The sequence below is a fragment of the Bacillus sp. 95MFCvi2.1 genome (assembly GCF_000374965.1).
Taxonomy (GTDB): Bacteria; Bacillota; Bacilli; order Bacillales; family Bacillaceae_G; genus Bacillus_A; species Bacillus_A pseudomycoides.
Genome location: NZ_KB895693.1, coordinates 152,416 through 167,227 on the forward strand (window position 1 = coordinate 152,416; position 14,812 = coordinate 167,227).

Sequence of the window (14,812 nt, forward strand, 5' to 3'; positions counted from 1 at the left end):
TGCCCGTAAAAGCCCAATTGGTCGGGCTAATAATCAGAGGGGGATGAAGAAAACCCCCACGGATTAAAGTTTCACTTTATCAAACTATTATATATTTCGATATATATTTATAATTGATTTCATGAATGTTTTATGTGAATGTGACTACTGGAATAGTAATAGTATCAAAATTTTTTTCTTGTAATCTTTTTTGATGCACTTATTACATAATGTTATTTCTAGTACATACAGTATTATGGTTATAAATTAATAGATTATATGTGATATCTATTAAGAATGAGTGAACGGATAGAGTGAAAGTACATTATATATAGAAAATTAACATTCATTTTACAATATCTTCAAAAACAAATGTTAAAATTCAGTAGGAGTTAGCAAGACAAATTATATGTATGAAGGAGATGCTGGAAAGTGGGAATTTTTGTATCAGAAGTAGAAACGTTTTTGTTCTGTTCCGCAACAGTCACACAGCGAGATTGTACATTTGATTTTGTCGTTCGTAGTACGCCGATAGGGATTGCAATTTGTTTAGTAGAGGATTATGAAGTAGAGTGGCTTCCGATGAGAATTGAAACCTATTTGAAAGTGAATGGAAGCATGTTTCCAGATGAAGATGCAAAAGAGGAATTTCGTAAACAGTTAAATAGTGAAAATGGCTGGATGTTAGACAAGCAAGGTGATAACCTAGAAGGCATTGTTCAAAGAGCAATGCGAGCTGATGAATGTGAAGCGTTTCAAACGATAGAAAAGAATATTCCGCGCGAGATGAGAAAAGACGTGACAACTCTTCCATTTGAGCATGATTTGGATCAAGCGAAATGGAGTACTTGGAGGAAACGTCCAAACCGCCTTATGTAAGGTGGTTTTTTTTTAGTCTTTTCATGTGGCTTTTAAGTTTCTTAAAACTTGCTTAAAAGATAAAGTGTCATATTTCTAAACATTGGTATTTTTGTTACAATATAAGTGATAGTGTAAAACTTTGTAAAGAAAGCGTAATAATTTAAGAGATGCGGGTATCGTTTTCTGAAAGTCTTACATAATTAAAGAACCACTATATAAAGATATAAAAGGAGCGAGAATATGTTACCAAATACGGTTCGTACTCCAAACAAAAAGAAGAAATGGATTATCATTGGGGTTATTGCATTAATTGTCGTCGTTGCAGCCGTCAATATTTTTATCATGCAAGGAAAGAAAAAAGGCGCGGCACAGGGAGACGCTGTTAGCTTTGAGAAAGTAACAGAACGTACATTGAATAATACGAAATTGATTTCCGGACAAGTAAAGCCTGGAAATATTGAGAGCTTCTACGCAGATCCGACAAAAGGAAAAGTGAAGGACATTGCGGTGAAAGAAGGACAGGAAGTAGAAAAGGGCGCGAAATTATTCTCTTATGATAATGAAGAAATCAATTTACAAATGAAACAAGCTGAGCTTGATCAAAAAATGGCAAGTATGCGCTATGATCAAGGGAAAAAGAAAATAGATTCAGTAAAGAACCAGATTAAGAAAGCGAAAGATAGCGGTGCTGGGAAAGAGGTAACAGATCCGTTAGAAGAGCAAGTAAGCGAATTAGAAATAGGGCAAAAAACAATTGACCTTGAGAAAGAAAAAGGTCAATTACAATCACAACAATTAAAGAAAAAACAAGATGAACTCACAATTTATAGTAATTTCGCTGGTGTTGTGCAAAAGTTAGATAAAGATGCAGCACAAAGTTCAGCGCAAGCAATGGGTGGACAAGGAAAATCATTTTTACAAATCGCTTCTAAAGATTCATTCCAAATTCAAGGGACATTAACAGAACTTCAAAAATCACAAATTCAAAAGGATCAACCATTTACTGCAACTGCAAAAGCAAATAGTAAGAAGAAATGGACAGGTAAAATTACAGAGGTAAGCGAGTTCCCGACAAGTGCAGAAATGGCGCAAGCAGCCGGTGCTGGTGAGGGAGCACAAAACATGTCTCAGTATACATATAAAGCTAGTTTAGATGGACAAGAAGGTTTATCTCCGGGCTATCATGTATCTCTACAAGTAAACCTAGAAAACAAGAAAATGATTGCTGTTCCTAGTAAGAGCATTGTAGAAAAAGATGGTGAACCATTTGTTTATGTAGAAGAAAAAGGAAAACTTCGTAAACAAAATGTGAAAAAAGGTTCTACTGATGGAGACTGGACAGAAGTTCTTGAAGGCGTAACAGTGGGGCAAAAGGTGGTTAAAAATCCTTCCGACAATGTATATGACGGAATGGAAGTGAAAGAAAAATGATTACGTTAAACAATATTCATAAAACATATTATCAAGGAAAACTGGCGGTACCGATTTTACACGGTATTAGTTTAACGATTCAAAGTGGTGAGTTTGTTTCCATTATGGGACCGTCTGGTTCAGGGAAATCGACGCTCATGAATATTATCGGTTGTTTAGATCGTCCAACAGAAGGCGAATATATGTTGAACGATGTGAATATCTTAACAGCAGACGAGTCAAAGCTTGCTCTCATTCGCAATGAATATATAGGCTTTGTATTCCAGCATTTTAACTTATTACCACGTCTTTCAGCGGTAGAAAATGTAGAACTTCCGCTTATATATGGCGGCGTGAAGAAAGCGGAGCGCCGTCAGAGAGCTCTTGAAGCACTTGGGAAAGTCGGATTGTCTGACCGCGTGCATCACTTGCCAAGCGAACTTTCAGGTGGGCAAAAGCAGCGTGTAGCCATCGCACGTTCCATTGCAAATGACCCAACGTTCATTATGGCCGATGAACCAACAGGTGCTCTTGATACGAAATCTGGAGAGCAGGTTATGGATATTTTCACAAAGTTAAACGCAGAAGGTACAACGATTGTTATGGTTACGCATGAAGAAGAGGTTGCGGCATATTCTTCGCGCCGAATTGTGCTAAGGGACGGAAAAATTACAGAAGATAGAAGGTGTGCGGTATGAGTTTACTAGATAGTATAAAAATTGCCCTATCTTCTATTCTAGCTCATAAACTGCGCTCAGCGCTTACGATGCTTGGGATTATTATAGGCGTTGGTTCCATTATTACTGTTGTTGCGATTGGGCAGGGCGGAGAAGCAGCGTTAAAGTCGCAATTCGTTGGAGCTGGTAATAACGTAATCCCAATTCACTATAGTGCGGATATAAATGATCCGTATGGTATGGAAATGATGGAACAACCAAAGTTAACTGAGGAAGATATTTTTGAAATAAAAAAACTTCCAGAGATTGCGCATGTTCTTACAACCAATTCAAGTATGGAGCCACTCGATATTGAAGATAAAAAAGAGATGGTGAGTATTACAGGATTAGATAGTGAGTACTTCTCAGTAAATAAAGTGAAAGTGTTAAAAGGCCGATCCTTACAAGAATCGGATATTGCGCAAGGTAATAACGTCGTGATGATCAGTAAGAGTATGGAAGAAAAGGTCTTCAAAAAGGAAAGTCCAGTCGGGAAAATTATTGAGATGAAAGGACAACCGATGCAAATTATCGGTGTCTATAAATCAAATAATGAGTTTATGGGAATGGGGCCATCGGAAGCTTTAATTCCAATTACATTGTGGCCAACAATATATGGAAAAGATGAGATTCAAAGTATTTCTGTTCAAGCGAAAAATGTGGATGATTTAGAAAAAGCGGGTAAAAAAGCTGCTGATGTATTAAATAGTCGTAAGCCAAGTGATGCATCTGGTAAATACGAAGTGATGAATTTAAAAGAAATTCAAGAAGGTATTTCAAAAATGACGGGCATTATGACAATGATTATTGGTGGTATTGCTGGTATTTCATTAGTCGTTGGTGGTATTGGTGTTATGAACATTATGCTCGTATCCGTAACAGAACGTACACGTGAAATTGGGGTACGTAAAGCACTTGGAGCAACGCGCAGTAAAATCTTGCTACAATTCTTAATTGAAGCCGTTATGTTAACGCTTCTTGGTGGATTGATCGGAATCGGTCTTGGTTATGGTGGTGCATATATTGTTTCTACATTTGCGAAATGGCCACCGCTCGTTTCATGGGAAGTCGTCGTTGGCGGCGTGTTATTCTCGATGACGCTCGGTATTATTTTCGGATTAATTCCAGCGAATAAAGCAGCGAAACTAGATCCTATTGAAGCACTTCGTTATGAATAGATTGGTAGTGTAGTAGAGGGGCGTTCCTCTACTACACATACAAATAGAAAAAAGATATAAAACCATTTCTTTTAGGTGGGAGGGGGAATCCGCTCGAGGATAGAAGCGGTCAGGGCCTTTTTATCCCCATGCTAAGTGAAACCAAAGGGAGAACAAGAGTGCAAGTCGATTTTTATATTATTCTAGTGGGCGGTTCACAGTCTCTGGAGAAGAGGAAGTGAACCGCCCGTTAGAACGGGTGAGAAAAATACAAGGAGGTTTTTTAGAATGGAACCGAATGTTAATTCGCAAAAGGTTAGTGGAGAAAAACCATCTTTACTAGGGATGATCACATCTCCTGGCTTACAGTTTGAGAGAATGAAAGCGACTGATAAGGTTTGGGGTATGTTCTTTTTGGTTGCGTTGTTACAAGCTCTTGTAAATGGATTATCTACATATGTGGCGCATTCATCGCCTGAGATGATGGAAATTCAGAAGAAATTTGGCACAGGCGAAGGAGAATCTATCGGATATTTAGTTGGTAAGTCAATCGGTTCAGGTTTTATTGGGATAATAATTGGAACTCTTATTGTAGCAGCTGTCTATAAAATCTTTATGATGTTTTTTGGAAATGATACTCCTTACAAAAAATTGCTAGCTATTATTGTATATTCAAGCATTGTTGTTGTTATTGGTGGACTTATTAATTCTCTTTTAGGTTTAATTTTTGGAAGTGGTGCAACTGGGTATACAAGCTTAGCACCATTATTTGAACAAGGTACTACAGGGTATGCAATTGGTAGTGTAGTTGAGATATTTTATTTATGGAATATCGTATTAATTTGGATTGGATTACAAATTACAGCTGGGTTAGGAAAAGTAAAAGCTGCGGTTCCAATTGTTGTTCTCTTCATTATTAAAGTAGCGTTCTTAAGTTTAATTGTTATCGTATTAGCAAAGTTTATGCAAAGTTTCAATGGATAAGGATATGTGCAGAAAACGGCTCGAGAAGGAGCCGTTTTTTATTTTTGTATGTATTTGAAATACTAGGCCTCGTATTTCAAATTTCCTCTACAGATATTTGAAATTTCCCTATGCAGAATTTCAAATAACTCACCATGAAATCCTCTTTATCTTCTTATATTGTAAAGGTACCGCGGAATAACAAAGAGGTATACCTTTTAGAAATAGGTATAATATGAAACCGGCTACTTTTACAGAAACAGTTACGTTGTATGAAAAAATGATTAAAAATCAAATGAAAAAGCTTTATCTGTACCGGGATTATGAAGAGTACTATCAATGCGGTTTAATTGGACTTTGGATGGCATATGAAAAGTATGAGGAGGAGAAAGGAACTTTTTCAGCTTATGCACTTGTAACAGTACGTGGATATTTGCTAGAGAAATTAAAGAAAGAAAATCGATTTCAAAAGCGGCATACATTCGCCGGACAGGAAATGTTACAAAATGTATGCGGAGCAGAAGTGTCGTCAGAAACTCAGGATTATATGAGTTTGTTAGAGGAGAAAGAGAAACATATTATTTACGAACGTTTTTATGCAGGAAAGAAGATACATGAAATTGCGGAAGAGATGGGGATGACATATCATCAAGTGAGATGGGTATATCGGCAGGCGCTGGGGAAGATGCGTAGCAGTATAAGAGAGTGAAAAAAAGAAAAATGGAAGGCAGGAATATTCTGTGTCTTCCATTTTTTTATAACAAATTTGTACTAGCAAGGAAGTAATGGTTTGTCTAGGAGGCGCATGACTTTATAAATATCTCGAAATTGTTGTGAATCTTGCATGTTCATGCGGCACAAGAGAAATCCAGCTTTCAAAAATTGTTGTTGCATTTGATAAAAACTAGTAGCAACAATTATGGTTGTACCATTATAAAAATGAAGTTTGGATTGCTTGCGATTATTATAAATTTCTATTTTGTTTATATGACTATAGAAAACCCAAATACAGTCTGGAGATGCAGGAGATTTCGTTGGAATGGCGCAAATATAATGACGATGATCAATTGGGATTGGGATATTTTGTTTAAAGTAATAATTTTCTTGAATCGCATCTCGCCTTCCTTTATAGGTAGAATGGTTATGTAATAGGCAAGATAGCTGTACCAATTGTAATGATGTTTTAGATGAAAACTTAATATTTCCGTCATTTTCTGTTATTTTAGTACGGTGAAAAGGATGGGCGTAAGGCTCAAGTATCATTGTAGAACTAGAGATAGTATCATGACTAACTAGGTCGTCCAAAGGAAAAGCCTCCTTAAAAGTATTTGTTTACATATTTTAGTATATAGATGGAATATAAAAATAATTTTAAATATTTGTAAATGTTTGTAAAGTTTACTTTATTTTGTAAACAGTAAGCCTTCTATATAAATTCATTTTAATTTTTCGACATATAAGCTGTTTTGCATACAAAAATGAATCTACACTCTTTTCCTCCTTAAGAAGAAAGGGTTTCTATCGCTTTTTCAATTTAGGTTTATATAATTTGCATCGCTTGTACATATATATGAAAATAGAAACAGTTAGGCGGTGATAGAATATGAAACGGAAGTATATAATTATGGTACTTGTTGTCCTTCTTTTCGTATATTTAGCAAATAGCAACCCGAGTAAAGGGGAATATACAGAATGGGCAGCAAAGCAATTTATGAATCGCAATGATATTAGTAAAAAATTAACAGAGGTTGAAAAAGAAGATCCAGATGGGCTTGTTGGTGAACTTGCGACAATTGGTAAGAAGTTAGCAAAGAAATATGTAGAGCCACAAGTTGACGTGTTGATTAACCATTATACAAAGCGAAGCGATTATATTTTCTTCTCGACGTATAAGACGGAATTTACAATTGGGAAAGAAAACTATAAATATGTTTCAGTCGGATTCTCTCATATTTTTATTCCGATTGAGATGCCGAAGAAAAAAGACGAAGCTGCAAATTGATGCAGCTTCGTCTTTTGTGTTTAAGGAGCAACTGTTACTTCTGATACTGTTTTTTCAACAAGGCGTGCCCCTTTTTTACGAGTGTTCCCACTAAGTGATAAGAAAATTGCAGAGGAGAGAATTGTGTCCATCACTTGGCTTATGGTTTGTTCATTCACAGGTGTAATAGGATTGTCGATAGAGAAGACGACTGTTTTTCCATCCTCTTTTAAGAAAATCAGTTCGAGTACTGTCATTGTCATTTACCTCCTTGTCACTAAATTTTTACGGATTTGAGATGTCAGATGTACTTAAAAGTTGAACTGCATGAAGCTTTAATCCTTGTAATGAAGCAAGGGCACGTCCCACTTCATGGACCTGTGCTACATCAGCATTTGGCTTTACTCGTTTAAATTGTTTGTTTTTCAAAATAGTTTTCCCATTTTTGTCTGTGCCACCGTTTAGGACAAGGCGCAAGCTTAAGTCAGTTACAATCGTTTCAATCGCCATTTTTTCACCCCCTTTTCGTCATATATATAGGAGGTAACGGTCATATTTTGGCGTGAAATTTTTTATTTTTTTTGGTACGCTTAGAAGAATAAGAGAGGAGTTTCAAAAGATGAATCGTAAATGGTTAGTTTGGATTCCCGTTTTACTATGGATGGGGATTATTTTTTATTCTTCAGCACAGCCGTATAAGAAGCAGGATATGCGTTCAGATATTGAGAAGTATATTCCGTCTCAATTTGTAGAAGAAAAATTCTCCGGTGTATCGATTGACTATGGCGGGGGAACACCGGTTAGCATTGAAAATAAAGGCGTTGGTGGTTTTGTTGAGTTTTTCCTTCGTAAAGGAGCTCATTTCACAGTATTCTTGATTCTTGGTGCGCTTTCGTATTATGCATTGCACCGTTCTGGTTGTTCAAGAATGCGTTCCTTCGTATTCGCACTTCTGATTGTCGCTGGATATGCAACATTCGATGAAATTCATCAATCGTTTACAGGTGACCGTACACCGATGTGGCAAGATTCAGTTTTAGATACGTCGGGCGGACTGACAGGAATTATAATAAGCAATTGGTTTTGGCATAGAAAAAGGAGCTAACCCTTCGGGATAGCTCCTTTTTTGTGAATATATCGACGCCTCGATAATATGCGACACAGCATCTCATTATTAAAATGGATTTTATATACCGAGTAATTCCTTCAACTCGTCTGTTGAGAGTTCTGTCATCCAGCTATCACTTGTGATAATAGCGCTACTCAGCGATTGTTTACGTTCTAGCATTTCATCAATTTTTTCTTCAAGTGTACCTGTTGTAATGAGTTTATGGACGTGTACAAATCGCTTTTGACCGATGCGATATGCTCGGTCTGTCGCTTGATTTTCTACAGCTGGATTCCACCAGCGATCATAGTGAATGACGTGGTTTGCGGCAGTTAAATTTAGACCTGTGCCGCCAGCTTTTAATGAGAGGATGAAGATGTCATATGTTCCATTTTGGAACTGTTCAATCATCTTATCACGTTCTATTTTCGGTACACTACCGTTTAGGAAGAGAACACGCTGACCGAATTTCTCTTCTAATATTTTTTGTAACATATTCCCCATTCCAATATATTGCGTGAAAATTAAGCAGCTTTCATTTTGATCTTTTATATTTTCAATAAGATCCATTAATGTTTGCGTCTTCATGGAGCGCTGCACAATATCTTTCGGCGCTTCTTCTTTTAAGTAAAGAGCGGGATGATTACAAATTTGCTTTAGCTTACTGAGCATCATTAAAATAAAACCGCGTCTTTCAATGCCTGTTAAGCCTTCAATGTTTTGTAGTGTATCTTGTACGAGTTGTTCATATAGTGATGCCTGCTCACCTGTTAGCGGACAGTATTCTTTTTGTTCTTGTTTGTCCGGTAAGTTTAATGCGACTGTTTGATCTTGTTTTGTCCGGCGCAGTAAGAACGGTGAGATGAATCTTTGTATTTGCTGAATTTTCGCTTCATCACGATCTTTCTCAATGGGTGTTACGAAGCGGCGCTGAAATTGTCCTAGGCTACCAAGATATCCGTGGTTCAAGAAGTCGAAAATAGACCATAGCTCTGCTAACCGGTTTTCCATCGGCGTACCTGTTAAAGCGATTTTGTGATTTGCTTGCAAATTACGAACCGCTTTCGATTGTTTCGTTTGCGGGTTCTTAATATTTTGCGCCTCATCCAGGATGATCGCATCCCAGCACTGCGCGTTTAACTCTTCTTCATCAAGTTGTGCTAATGCATAAGAAGTTAATACGACATCCGTACTCTGAAGAAAGTCCTTAAATGAATCGCCTTTCGAACGGTTGCTTCCATAATGTAATTGAACCTGTAAATGCGGCGTGAAGCGTTCAAATTCCTTCTGCCAATTTCCAAGAACAGACGTCGGTGCTATGATTAGTGCCGGACCTGTTTGGAGGCTTTTTTCTTTCACATATAATAAGTAAGTAATGGTTTGGATACTTTTTCCAAGACCCATATCATCCGCTAACAACGCTCCAAATCCGAGCTCTCGTAAATATAAGAGCCACTCTACACCGTGTTCTTGGTATGGGCGAAGTGTGGCTTGCAAGGAAGATGGGATTGGAACTTTTGGAATGTCTCCGATATGCAATAATTTTTGGAAGAGCTCTTCGTAATAGCCATCTAGCTCAATTTCAATGTCTGTAAATGGATTATCTTCTTCTACAATTTCTGCTTCGGCGGAGTTTGATAAGTGCTGCTGCAAAACATCCTTCATTTCAAGGCCATATTTATCTGCACGTTTCATTAGTTTTTTCACTTCTTCAATAAAGGCAGGGTCGAGTCTCATCCATTGTCCATTTAAATTGAAGAGTCGTTTGTTTTGTTCGACAAGATCGAAAAACTCACTCTCCGATAGGTCGATGCCATCTGTGGAAACGCGCCAGTCGAAATCGACGAGAGTGTTCATGCCGAAGAAGGATTGTGTTTGATTCGTACTTTGCTTCAATTGGACGCGTAACTTTGGTTTCGTTGCTTTTAAGTTTTGCCACCAAGACGGTAGTAAAATATCAACGCCGGCTGCTAATAATTCGTTACTCGCCTCTGTTAAGAAGTTCCATGCTTCTGTTTCATAGAGCTCAGTTCGAAAGTGATCATCTTCCTTAAGCCATGGAACTAGCTTACCGAACCCTTCCTGCGTTTCTTGAATACGCTCTTCGTAGTCATGCCATCTTTTTGGTAGTGAATCGATGTCATTATAGACGTATATCCGGTGTGCTCCGCGTTTTGTGGTGATAATCGTTTCAAGTTTCCACAGTTCAAAATCATTGTGTGGTTCTTGGAGACGAAGTCCAATTGTGAAGGGAAGATCATCCTCGATGTAGCCAATTTTCCGGAGCCAATCTTCTTCATGCATTGCTGTTACAAGCTGTCTTTTCGTAAAATCATAGTGCTCATATAGTCGCTTCGCATCTTCCCAGCCATCATTAGAGCGAGCATCTTGAAGAATACTCTCATTAACTGCCTGAGAGAAAAGTGATGCTAGCGTATCATCTTGAGTTGAAACATTGCTAACTTTCCATGACGGATAATCGGACCAGCGCTTCATATCAGGTATAAAGCTTCCAGTTACAAAGGCATCCCATAGTTCTTTTGCATTTGGCGTAAGTGCGGTAATGGGATCATTCATTTGCAGCCTGGCAAATGAATTCATTGGTTTATTGGCGATATATTCAAATGCTTGAACGCTCGTTAGCATAATCCCGCTTCGTCCTTCGTATGTAGATTCTTTCAAGAAGGTGCCATAGAAGGAAGTTGAATGCCATGTGAAGGCATGTTGTTTCCAATCTCTTGCAGGTAAGAGATTGCCGGTTTCATCTTCTCCCCAAAGGAACCAACCTTGACTTACGTGCTGGAGCCGAATTGTTACTTCAGTTTGTATGATCATCGATTAACTTTCCTTTCCGCAGTTCTTCCTGTAGTGCTCTTAGACGTGAATATAAGTTAGCGATTTGGACAATGAAAATGTGCCATTCATCTGTTCGTTTGAGCCGTTTATAGAGCATACGCAATTTCTTTAAGTAACGGACTGCACGGCGGTATGACTTGCGATTCCGTTCCTCAATTGCTTGCATCGTTGCAAGATGATAGAGCGGAAGAGCTGCTTCTGGTGCTTCTTTTTCAATTTCTTTCAGTGGTTCTTTTAGCAATTCAATTGCTTCAAATCCATACAAGAGATGAAGTTCTGTCCATGCATGATATTGTTTTTTTGCTAGTACATATTGCTCGTAGTTTGTGAAGCTGTATGGCAATAGTTCTTGCAAAATCATTTCAAGACCTGCTTGTTCATTTGTGTGTGTTGCATATGTTTCATACATCATGACAAACAAACGAACGATATCTTTTATAAAAAGGGGATCGGCCTGATCATTCATTGTCTTTTTCACTTGTTTATATGTGAAAGACAGCCAATTTTTGGCGCGCTCCCATTGCATTGTACTCAGTAAATCTTCGAGCCAGTCGAAATAAAGACCGACAACTTGAGCCGGTTGTGTTTCGAGTAAGACCATAGCTAAATGATCCTCTTCTTTTAAAAAGAAGAGGTGAGAAGAGGCGAGTGCTTTCGAAAGTGGATTCATCTTCGCATCAATTCGTTTTTCTTCTTCTTGTATCCAAGATTTTTCTGCTAGCAACTCTCCCCATATATGCCGGTAAATAAAGAACCTCTCCTGTGTATAGGAATCGGTAGAGAAGAAAATATCATGCACTTGGCGAGCTGTTTCTTGCAAAATTGGTTCACATTCAGCAGGAATCGATTCTGATTTCAAGTCACGTACAAGTGATTCAACTTTATCAACAAATAGCCGGACAACGTTAATAGGTTGGTGATAGGAATACGTTTTGTTTGTCTCAAAGTCAAGGATTTCTTCTAATAGCTTTTGAAAGCAAAAAAGTGCGCCATGTAATTTGAACAATTCATGTATAGCAACGACACGCGGCGCTTTTCGTTCTAATTTCATGTAAAAGTCTGTAAAGATGCTCATAAGAAAATACATTTGTCTATACGAGAGTCGTGTTTGTTCTTTTTTAAATGCGTCATATTCAGATTCAAAATATGCGTGCCAACTTGTAAAGTCCGTTTCTTCAAATGCAGACGATTGTAATACTTGTCGTGCTGTTCGAATCGGAGGGAGTGATGGTCTCGTTTTATTTTTAAATAATGTTAATACTTCTCCGACTTGTCCGAAGCTAGAAGCAGCAGACAGTAGAACAGCAAGCATGTGCTCGCACTGCGTCGGCGCGAAGCAATCACAATAGCTTTCCGCGATATTACGAATCGGAATATGGACGCTATACACATTTCCTTCAGCATCTACGGTACCTGATAACGTATAGCCATCAAAATCAACGTTGTAGACAAGACCGCTGCGATATAAATGACGAGCAGTGGCAACATGCTCTTGATCGGCTACTTGCTGCGGATCGAGTCCTTGAACAAATTCATTCGCGATCATCATAATTTCATCTTTCGTAATTGAATGTTGCAGCATAGTTTTCCTCCGTACAAAAGATTTATTTCCTCTACCATTATAAACAAAAAGAGGCAAAAACAGAAAAAATGAATTTGCTCGTATTCAATATAGAAAAATATGGTAATATATATAGTTAAATACGTGACTTTTTTGTTTAGGAGGGGATTTGATTTGTCAGATTTGCAGACGAAATTAGGAAGCGGTATGAATAAGCTACAAGAAGGAATTGAACAGGGAAAGATAAAGTTGCAAGTGGCACAAGAGATTGCGCAATTAAAAAAGGAAATACAAGTGCAGCTTCATAAGAAGACAGAAGTTTTATTAGAGCTTGGCCAACAGGTATATGTTCAGATTCGAGATACTGGGGTCAAGGAAGAGGTATTAAAGCAATTAGTTGCTCCGATTCAAGAATTTGACGTTTTAATTTATCAAGCACGAAAACGAATTGTTGAACTGCAAAAACAACAAGGAGAGAAAGTAACGTGTGAGTGTGGAGGCTCTTTATCAATTGGTGATAAGTTTTGTGGGACATGCGGAAAACCAAATCCAATGCTATTTGTAGAGAGCAACGTAGAAAAGGTTACGTGTGTATCATGTAATGAGCACATTGCAAAAGGCTCCATTTTTTGTCCAGTTTGTGGAATTAAGCAAGGTGGGGAGTGAACGAAATGTACTGTCGCATGTGTGGGAATCAACATGGAGAAGAAGTGAACTACTGTCCAAATGAAGGAAGTATGACAATGGTGTCTGGAGACAGTGTCGTTCTTGAGCAAGACAACTCTAAATATTGCCGTGATTGTGGGAATGAAAATGCAGAGCAGAACCTGTATTGCCAAAAGTGCGGACATTCTTTATTTACAGTGAAGAAAAAAGAACATATCGTAAAGTTACCTAGTATGGAAAAAGGTCATAAAGTTGAATTAGGCTTACATAAAGGTGGTCTGAAGACAGGGATAATTGGCGGAGCAATTGCAAGCGCTCTTATGTTACTTGCGGGATGGCTTGGAAGTTTAGCGGTTTCAGAGATGATGAAAAAGATATTCCATGAATTTGCTAGGGAATTAACAATGTTACCTGATTTTTATGCGAGTACAACCTCTACACTATTAAGCTATCATTTACTTGGTTTTTCAGCAGGAGATGAAGGCGGAATTGTTATGTCGTTATCTTGGCATACTCCCTTCTTTTTACTATTAATTATTCCATTTGTTATTTTATGTGGAGTAGGGATTTGGATAGGGAAACAACGTGTTGCAAAGACGATTGGAGAACAAATCGTACTAGCGGCAACAGTCGGTATTATGTATGGATTATTTTTATTTGTAATCAGTTTTATTGCCTCACAATCAGTTACATTCCCAGAAGTAGGAACGATAACAGTTGGATACTCTTCGTTGAAAAGTTTAGTAAGTGGTTTTATCTACGGAACTTTCTTTAGTTTATTTGGATTGATTGCGCATACAAGCCGAAACAATATAGCAGATGCGTTTCAGGAGCTACTTCCATACGGGGCATCGCTATATCATGGAATGGCAGCGATGGTGAAAGGTCTTTTACTGACAGCTGCTATTTTTTGTGTGACGACATTCATTGCACTATCCGGTAGTAATGCAAAGCCTTTCGAAGATGTAGCACCGACAATTTCAGCGCGTGCAATGATGGCATTGCAACTCACACCAAATGTATGGAGTATGACTCATTTTGCACCAGTAGAAATAAAAGTTCCAGCGTTACAAAAGGAAATGTCTAAAGTAATGACAACAGGTGACAAAAGTATGATAGAACTTTCATTCATATCAGGTGTATCTGCTGGTGGCGTTAAAATAAAAGATATTTTAATTGCTGAAGGTGCTCCGCTATCAGCAATGGAAAGTTTTGATGAGATAAATGGTAAATTCCACCTTGGTTTGTTGCTCCTTATGATCCCAGTATTCTTTATGTTTAGAGCGGGACAAAAATTAGCGAGGGTGCCATTCTCTAATATGTATGTAACGTTAGCTGTATGTAGCGGTGCTTATACAATTATGATGATTGTAATGAATCTTCTTTCTAAAATTGAAATTAATATTGCAGGAAAGCTAACAAAGGAATTTGGAGTAGGTGGAACAGTATTTTCTATGCAGGGCGGCTGGATCTATTTAATACTCGGTAGTTTTATTCTGACATATGCAGCTGCCTTCGCTGGAATGAAATTGGCAAGGAAGTAGGGGGGAAGTA

Annotated in this window: 15 protein-coding genes; 10 read left to right on the plus strand and 5 right to left on the minus strand. The window is 37.9% G+C overall.

What is annotated here, in order from left to right; genetic code table 11:
- The first annotated feature begins 411 nt into the window (after positions 1–411).
- From C568_RS0108360 to C568_RS0108385, 6 genes are all read left to right on the plus strand, one after another.
- A complete protein-coding gene (locus C568_RS0108360; protein WP_018781239.1) occupies positions 412–858 on the plus strand; it encodes a hypothetical protein in 447 nt (148 codons plus the stop codon).
- Positions 859–1,080: 222 nt separating this feature from the next.
- A complete protein-coding gene (locus C568_RS0108365) occupies positions 1,081–2,271 on the plus strand; it encodes an efflux RND transporter periplasmic adaptor subunit (RefSeq protein ID WP_003202236.1) in 1,191 nt (396 codons plus the stop codon).
- Positions 2,268–2,948 carry an ABC transporter ATP-binding protein gene (locus C568_RS0108370; protein WP_018781240.1) on the plus strand — a complete coding sequence of 227 codons (681 nt, stop codon included), beginning with the start codon at positions 2,268–2,270 and terminating at the stop codon, positions 2,946–2,948. Before C568_RS0108365 ends, C568_RS0108370 begins: the two co-directional genes overlap by 4 nt.
- Complete coding sequence (locus tag C568_RS0108375) at positions 2,945–4,144, plus strand: ABC transporter permease (RefSeq protein WP_018765168.1); 1,200 nt, start codon at positions 2,945–2,947, stop codon at positions 4,142–4,144. Before C568_RS0108370 ends, C568_RS0108375 begins: the two co-directional genes overlap by 4 nt.
- A 267-nt stretch (positions 4,145–4,411) precedes the next feature.
- Positions 4,412–5,107, plus strand: a complete 696-nt coding sequence (locus C568_RS0108380; protein ID WP_018781241.1) for a Yip1 family protein — start codon at positions 4,412–4,414, stop codon at positions 5,105–5,107.
- A gap of 214 nt (positions 5,108–5,321) precedes the next feature.
- Positions 5,322–5,795 (plus strand): sigma-70 family RNA polymerase sigma factor, encoded by a 474-nt coding sequence (locus tag C568_RS0108385; protein WP_018781242.1) that lies wholly within the window; start codon positions 5,322–5,324, stop codon positions 5,793–5,795.
- Positions 5,796–5,857: 62 nt separating this feature from the next.
- Here the strand turns inward: C568_RS0108385 and C568_RS0108390 are convergent, their stop codons facing one another.
- Positions 5,858–6,349 (minus strand): competence protein ComK, encoded by a 492-nt coding sequence (locus C568_RS0108390; protein ID WP_003209016.1) that lies wholly within the window; start codon positions 6,347–6,349, stop codon positions 5,858–5,860.
- 340 nt (positions 6,350–6,689) lie between these two features.
- Between C568_RS0108390 and C568_RS0108395 the strand changes: the two genes are divergently transcribed.
- A complete protein-coding gene (locus C568_RS0108395; protein WP_018781243.1) occupies positions 6,690–7,088 on the plus strand; it encodes a DUF4359 domain-containing protein in 399 nt (132 codons plus the stop codon).
- A 20-nt stretch (positions 7,089–7,108) separates the two neighbouring features.
- Here C568_RS0108395 and C568_RS0108400 read toward each other — a convergent pair whose 3' ends face one another.
- Together C568_RS0108400 and C568_RS0108405 are read right to left on the minus strand one after the other, a co-directional pair.
- Positions 7,109–7,324, minus strand: coding sequence for a DUF2922 domain-containing protein (locus C568_RS0108400; protein ID WP_003203134.1), 216 nt, complete (start codon positions 7,322–7,324; stop codon positions 7,109–7,111).
- 28 nt (positions 7,325–7,352) lie between these two features.
- Entirely contained in the window at positions 7,353–7,577 is a 225-nt protein-coding gene (locus tag C568_RS0108405) for a DUF1659 domain-containing protein (RefSeq protein WP_003203136.1), read from the minus strand.
- 109 nt (positions 7,578–7,686) lie between these two features.
- Here C568_RS0108405 and C568_RS0108410 point away from each other — a divergent pair, with 109 nt between their 5' ends.
- The gene (locus tag C568_RS0108410; RefSeq protein ID WP_018781244.1) at positions 7,687–8,172 is read left to right on the plus strand and encodes a VanZ family protein; all 486 of its coding nucleotides are present in this window, start codon (positions 7,687–7,689) and stop codon (positions 8,170–8,172) included.
- An 81-nt stretch (positions 8,173–8,253) separates the two neighbouring features.
- On the opposite strand, the gene C568_RS0108415 is transcribed toward C568_RS0108410, so the two are convergent.
- Together C568_RS0108415 and C568_RS0108420 are read right to left on the minus strand one after the other, a co-directional pair.
- Positions 8,254–11,010 carry a DEAD/DEAH box helicase gene (locus C568_RS0108415; RefSeq protein WP_018781245.1) on the minus strand — a complete coding sequence of 919 codons (2,757 nt, stop codon included), beginning with the start codon at positions 11,008–11,010 and terminating at the stop codon, positions 8,254–8,256.
- A complete protein-coding gene (locus tag C568_RS0108420; protein ID WP_018781246.1) occupies positions 10,994–12,613 on the minus strand; it encodes an SWIM zinc finger family protein in 1,620 nt (539 codons plus the stop codon). Before C568_RS0108420 ends, C568_RS0108415 begins: the two co-directional genes overlap by 17 nt.
- Before the next feature lie 153 nt (positions 12,614–12,766).
- Here C568_RS0108420 and C568_RS0108425 point away from each other — a divergent pair, with 153 nt between their 5' ends.
- Together C568_RS0108425 and C568_RS0108430 are read left to right on the plus strand one after the other, a co-directional pair.
- The gene (locus C568_RS0108425) at positions 12,767–13,258 is read left to right on the plus strand and encodes a zinc ribbon domain-containing protein (RefSeq protein WP_018781247.1); all 492 of its coding nucleotides are present in this window, start codon (positions 12,767–12,769) and stop codon (positions 13,256–13,258) included.
- A gap of 5 nt (positions 13,259–13,263) precedes the next feature.
- Positions 13,264–14,802, plus strand: a complete 1,539-nt coding sequence (locus C568_RS0108430) for a zinc ribbon domain-containing protein (protein ID WP_018781248.1) — start codon at positions 13,264–13,266, stop codon at positions 14,800–14,802.
- Positions 14,803–14,812: the final 10 nt, after the last annotated feature.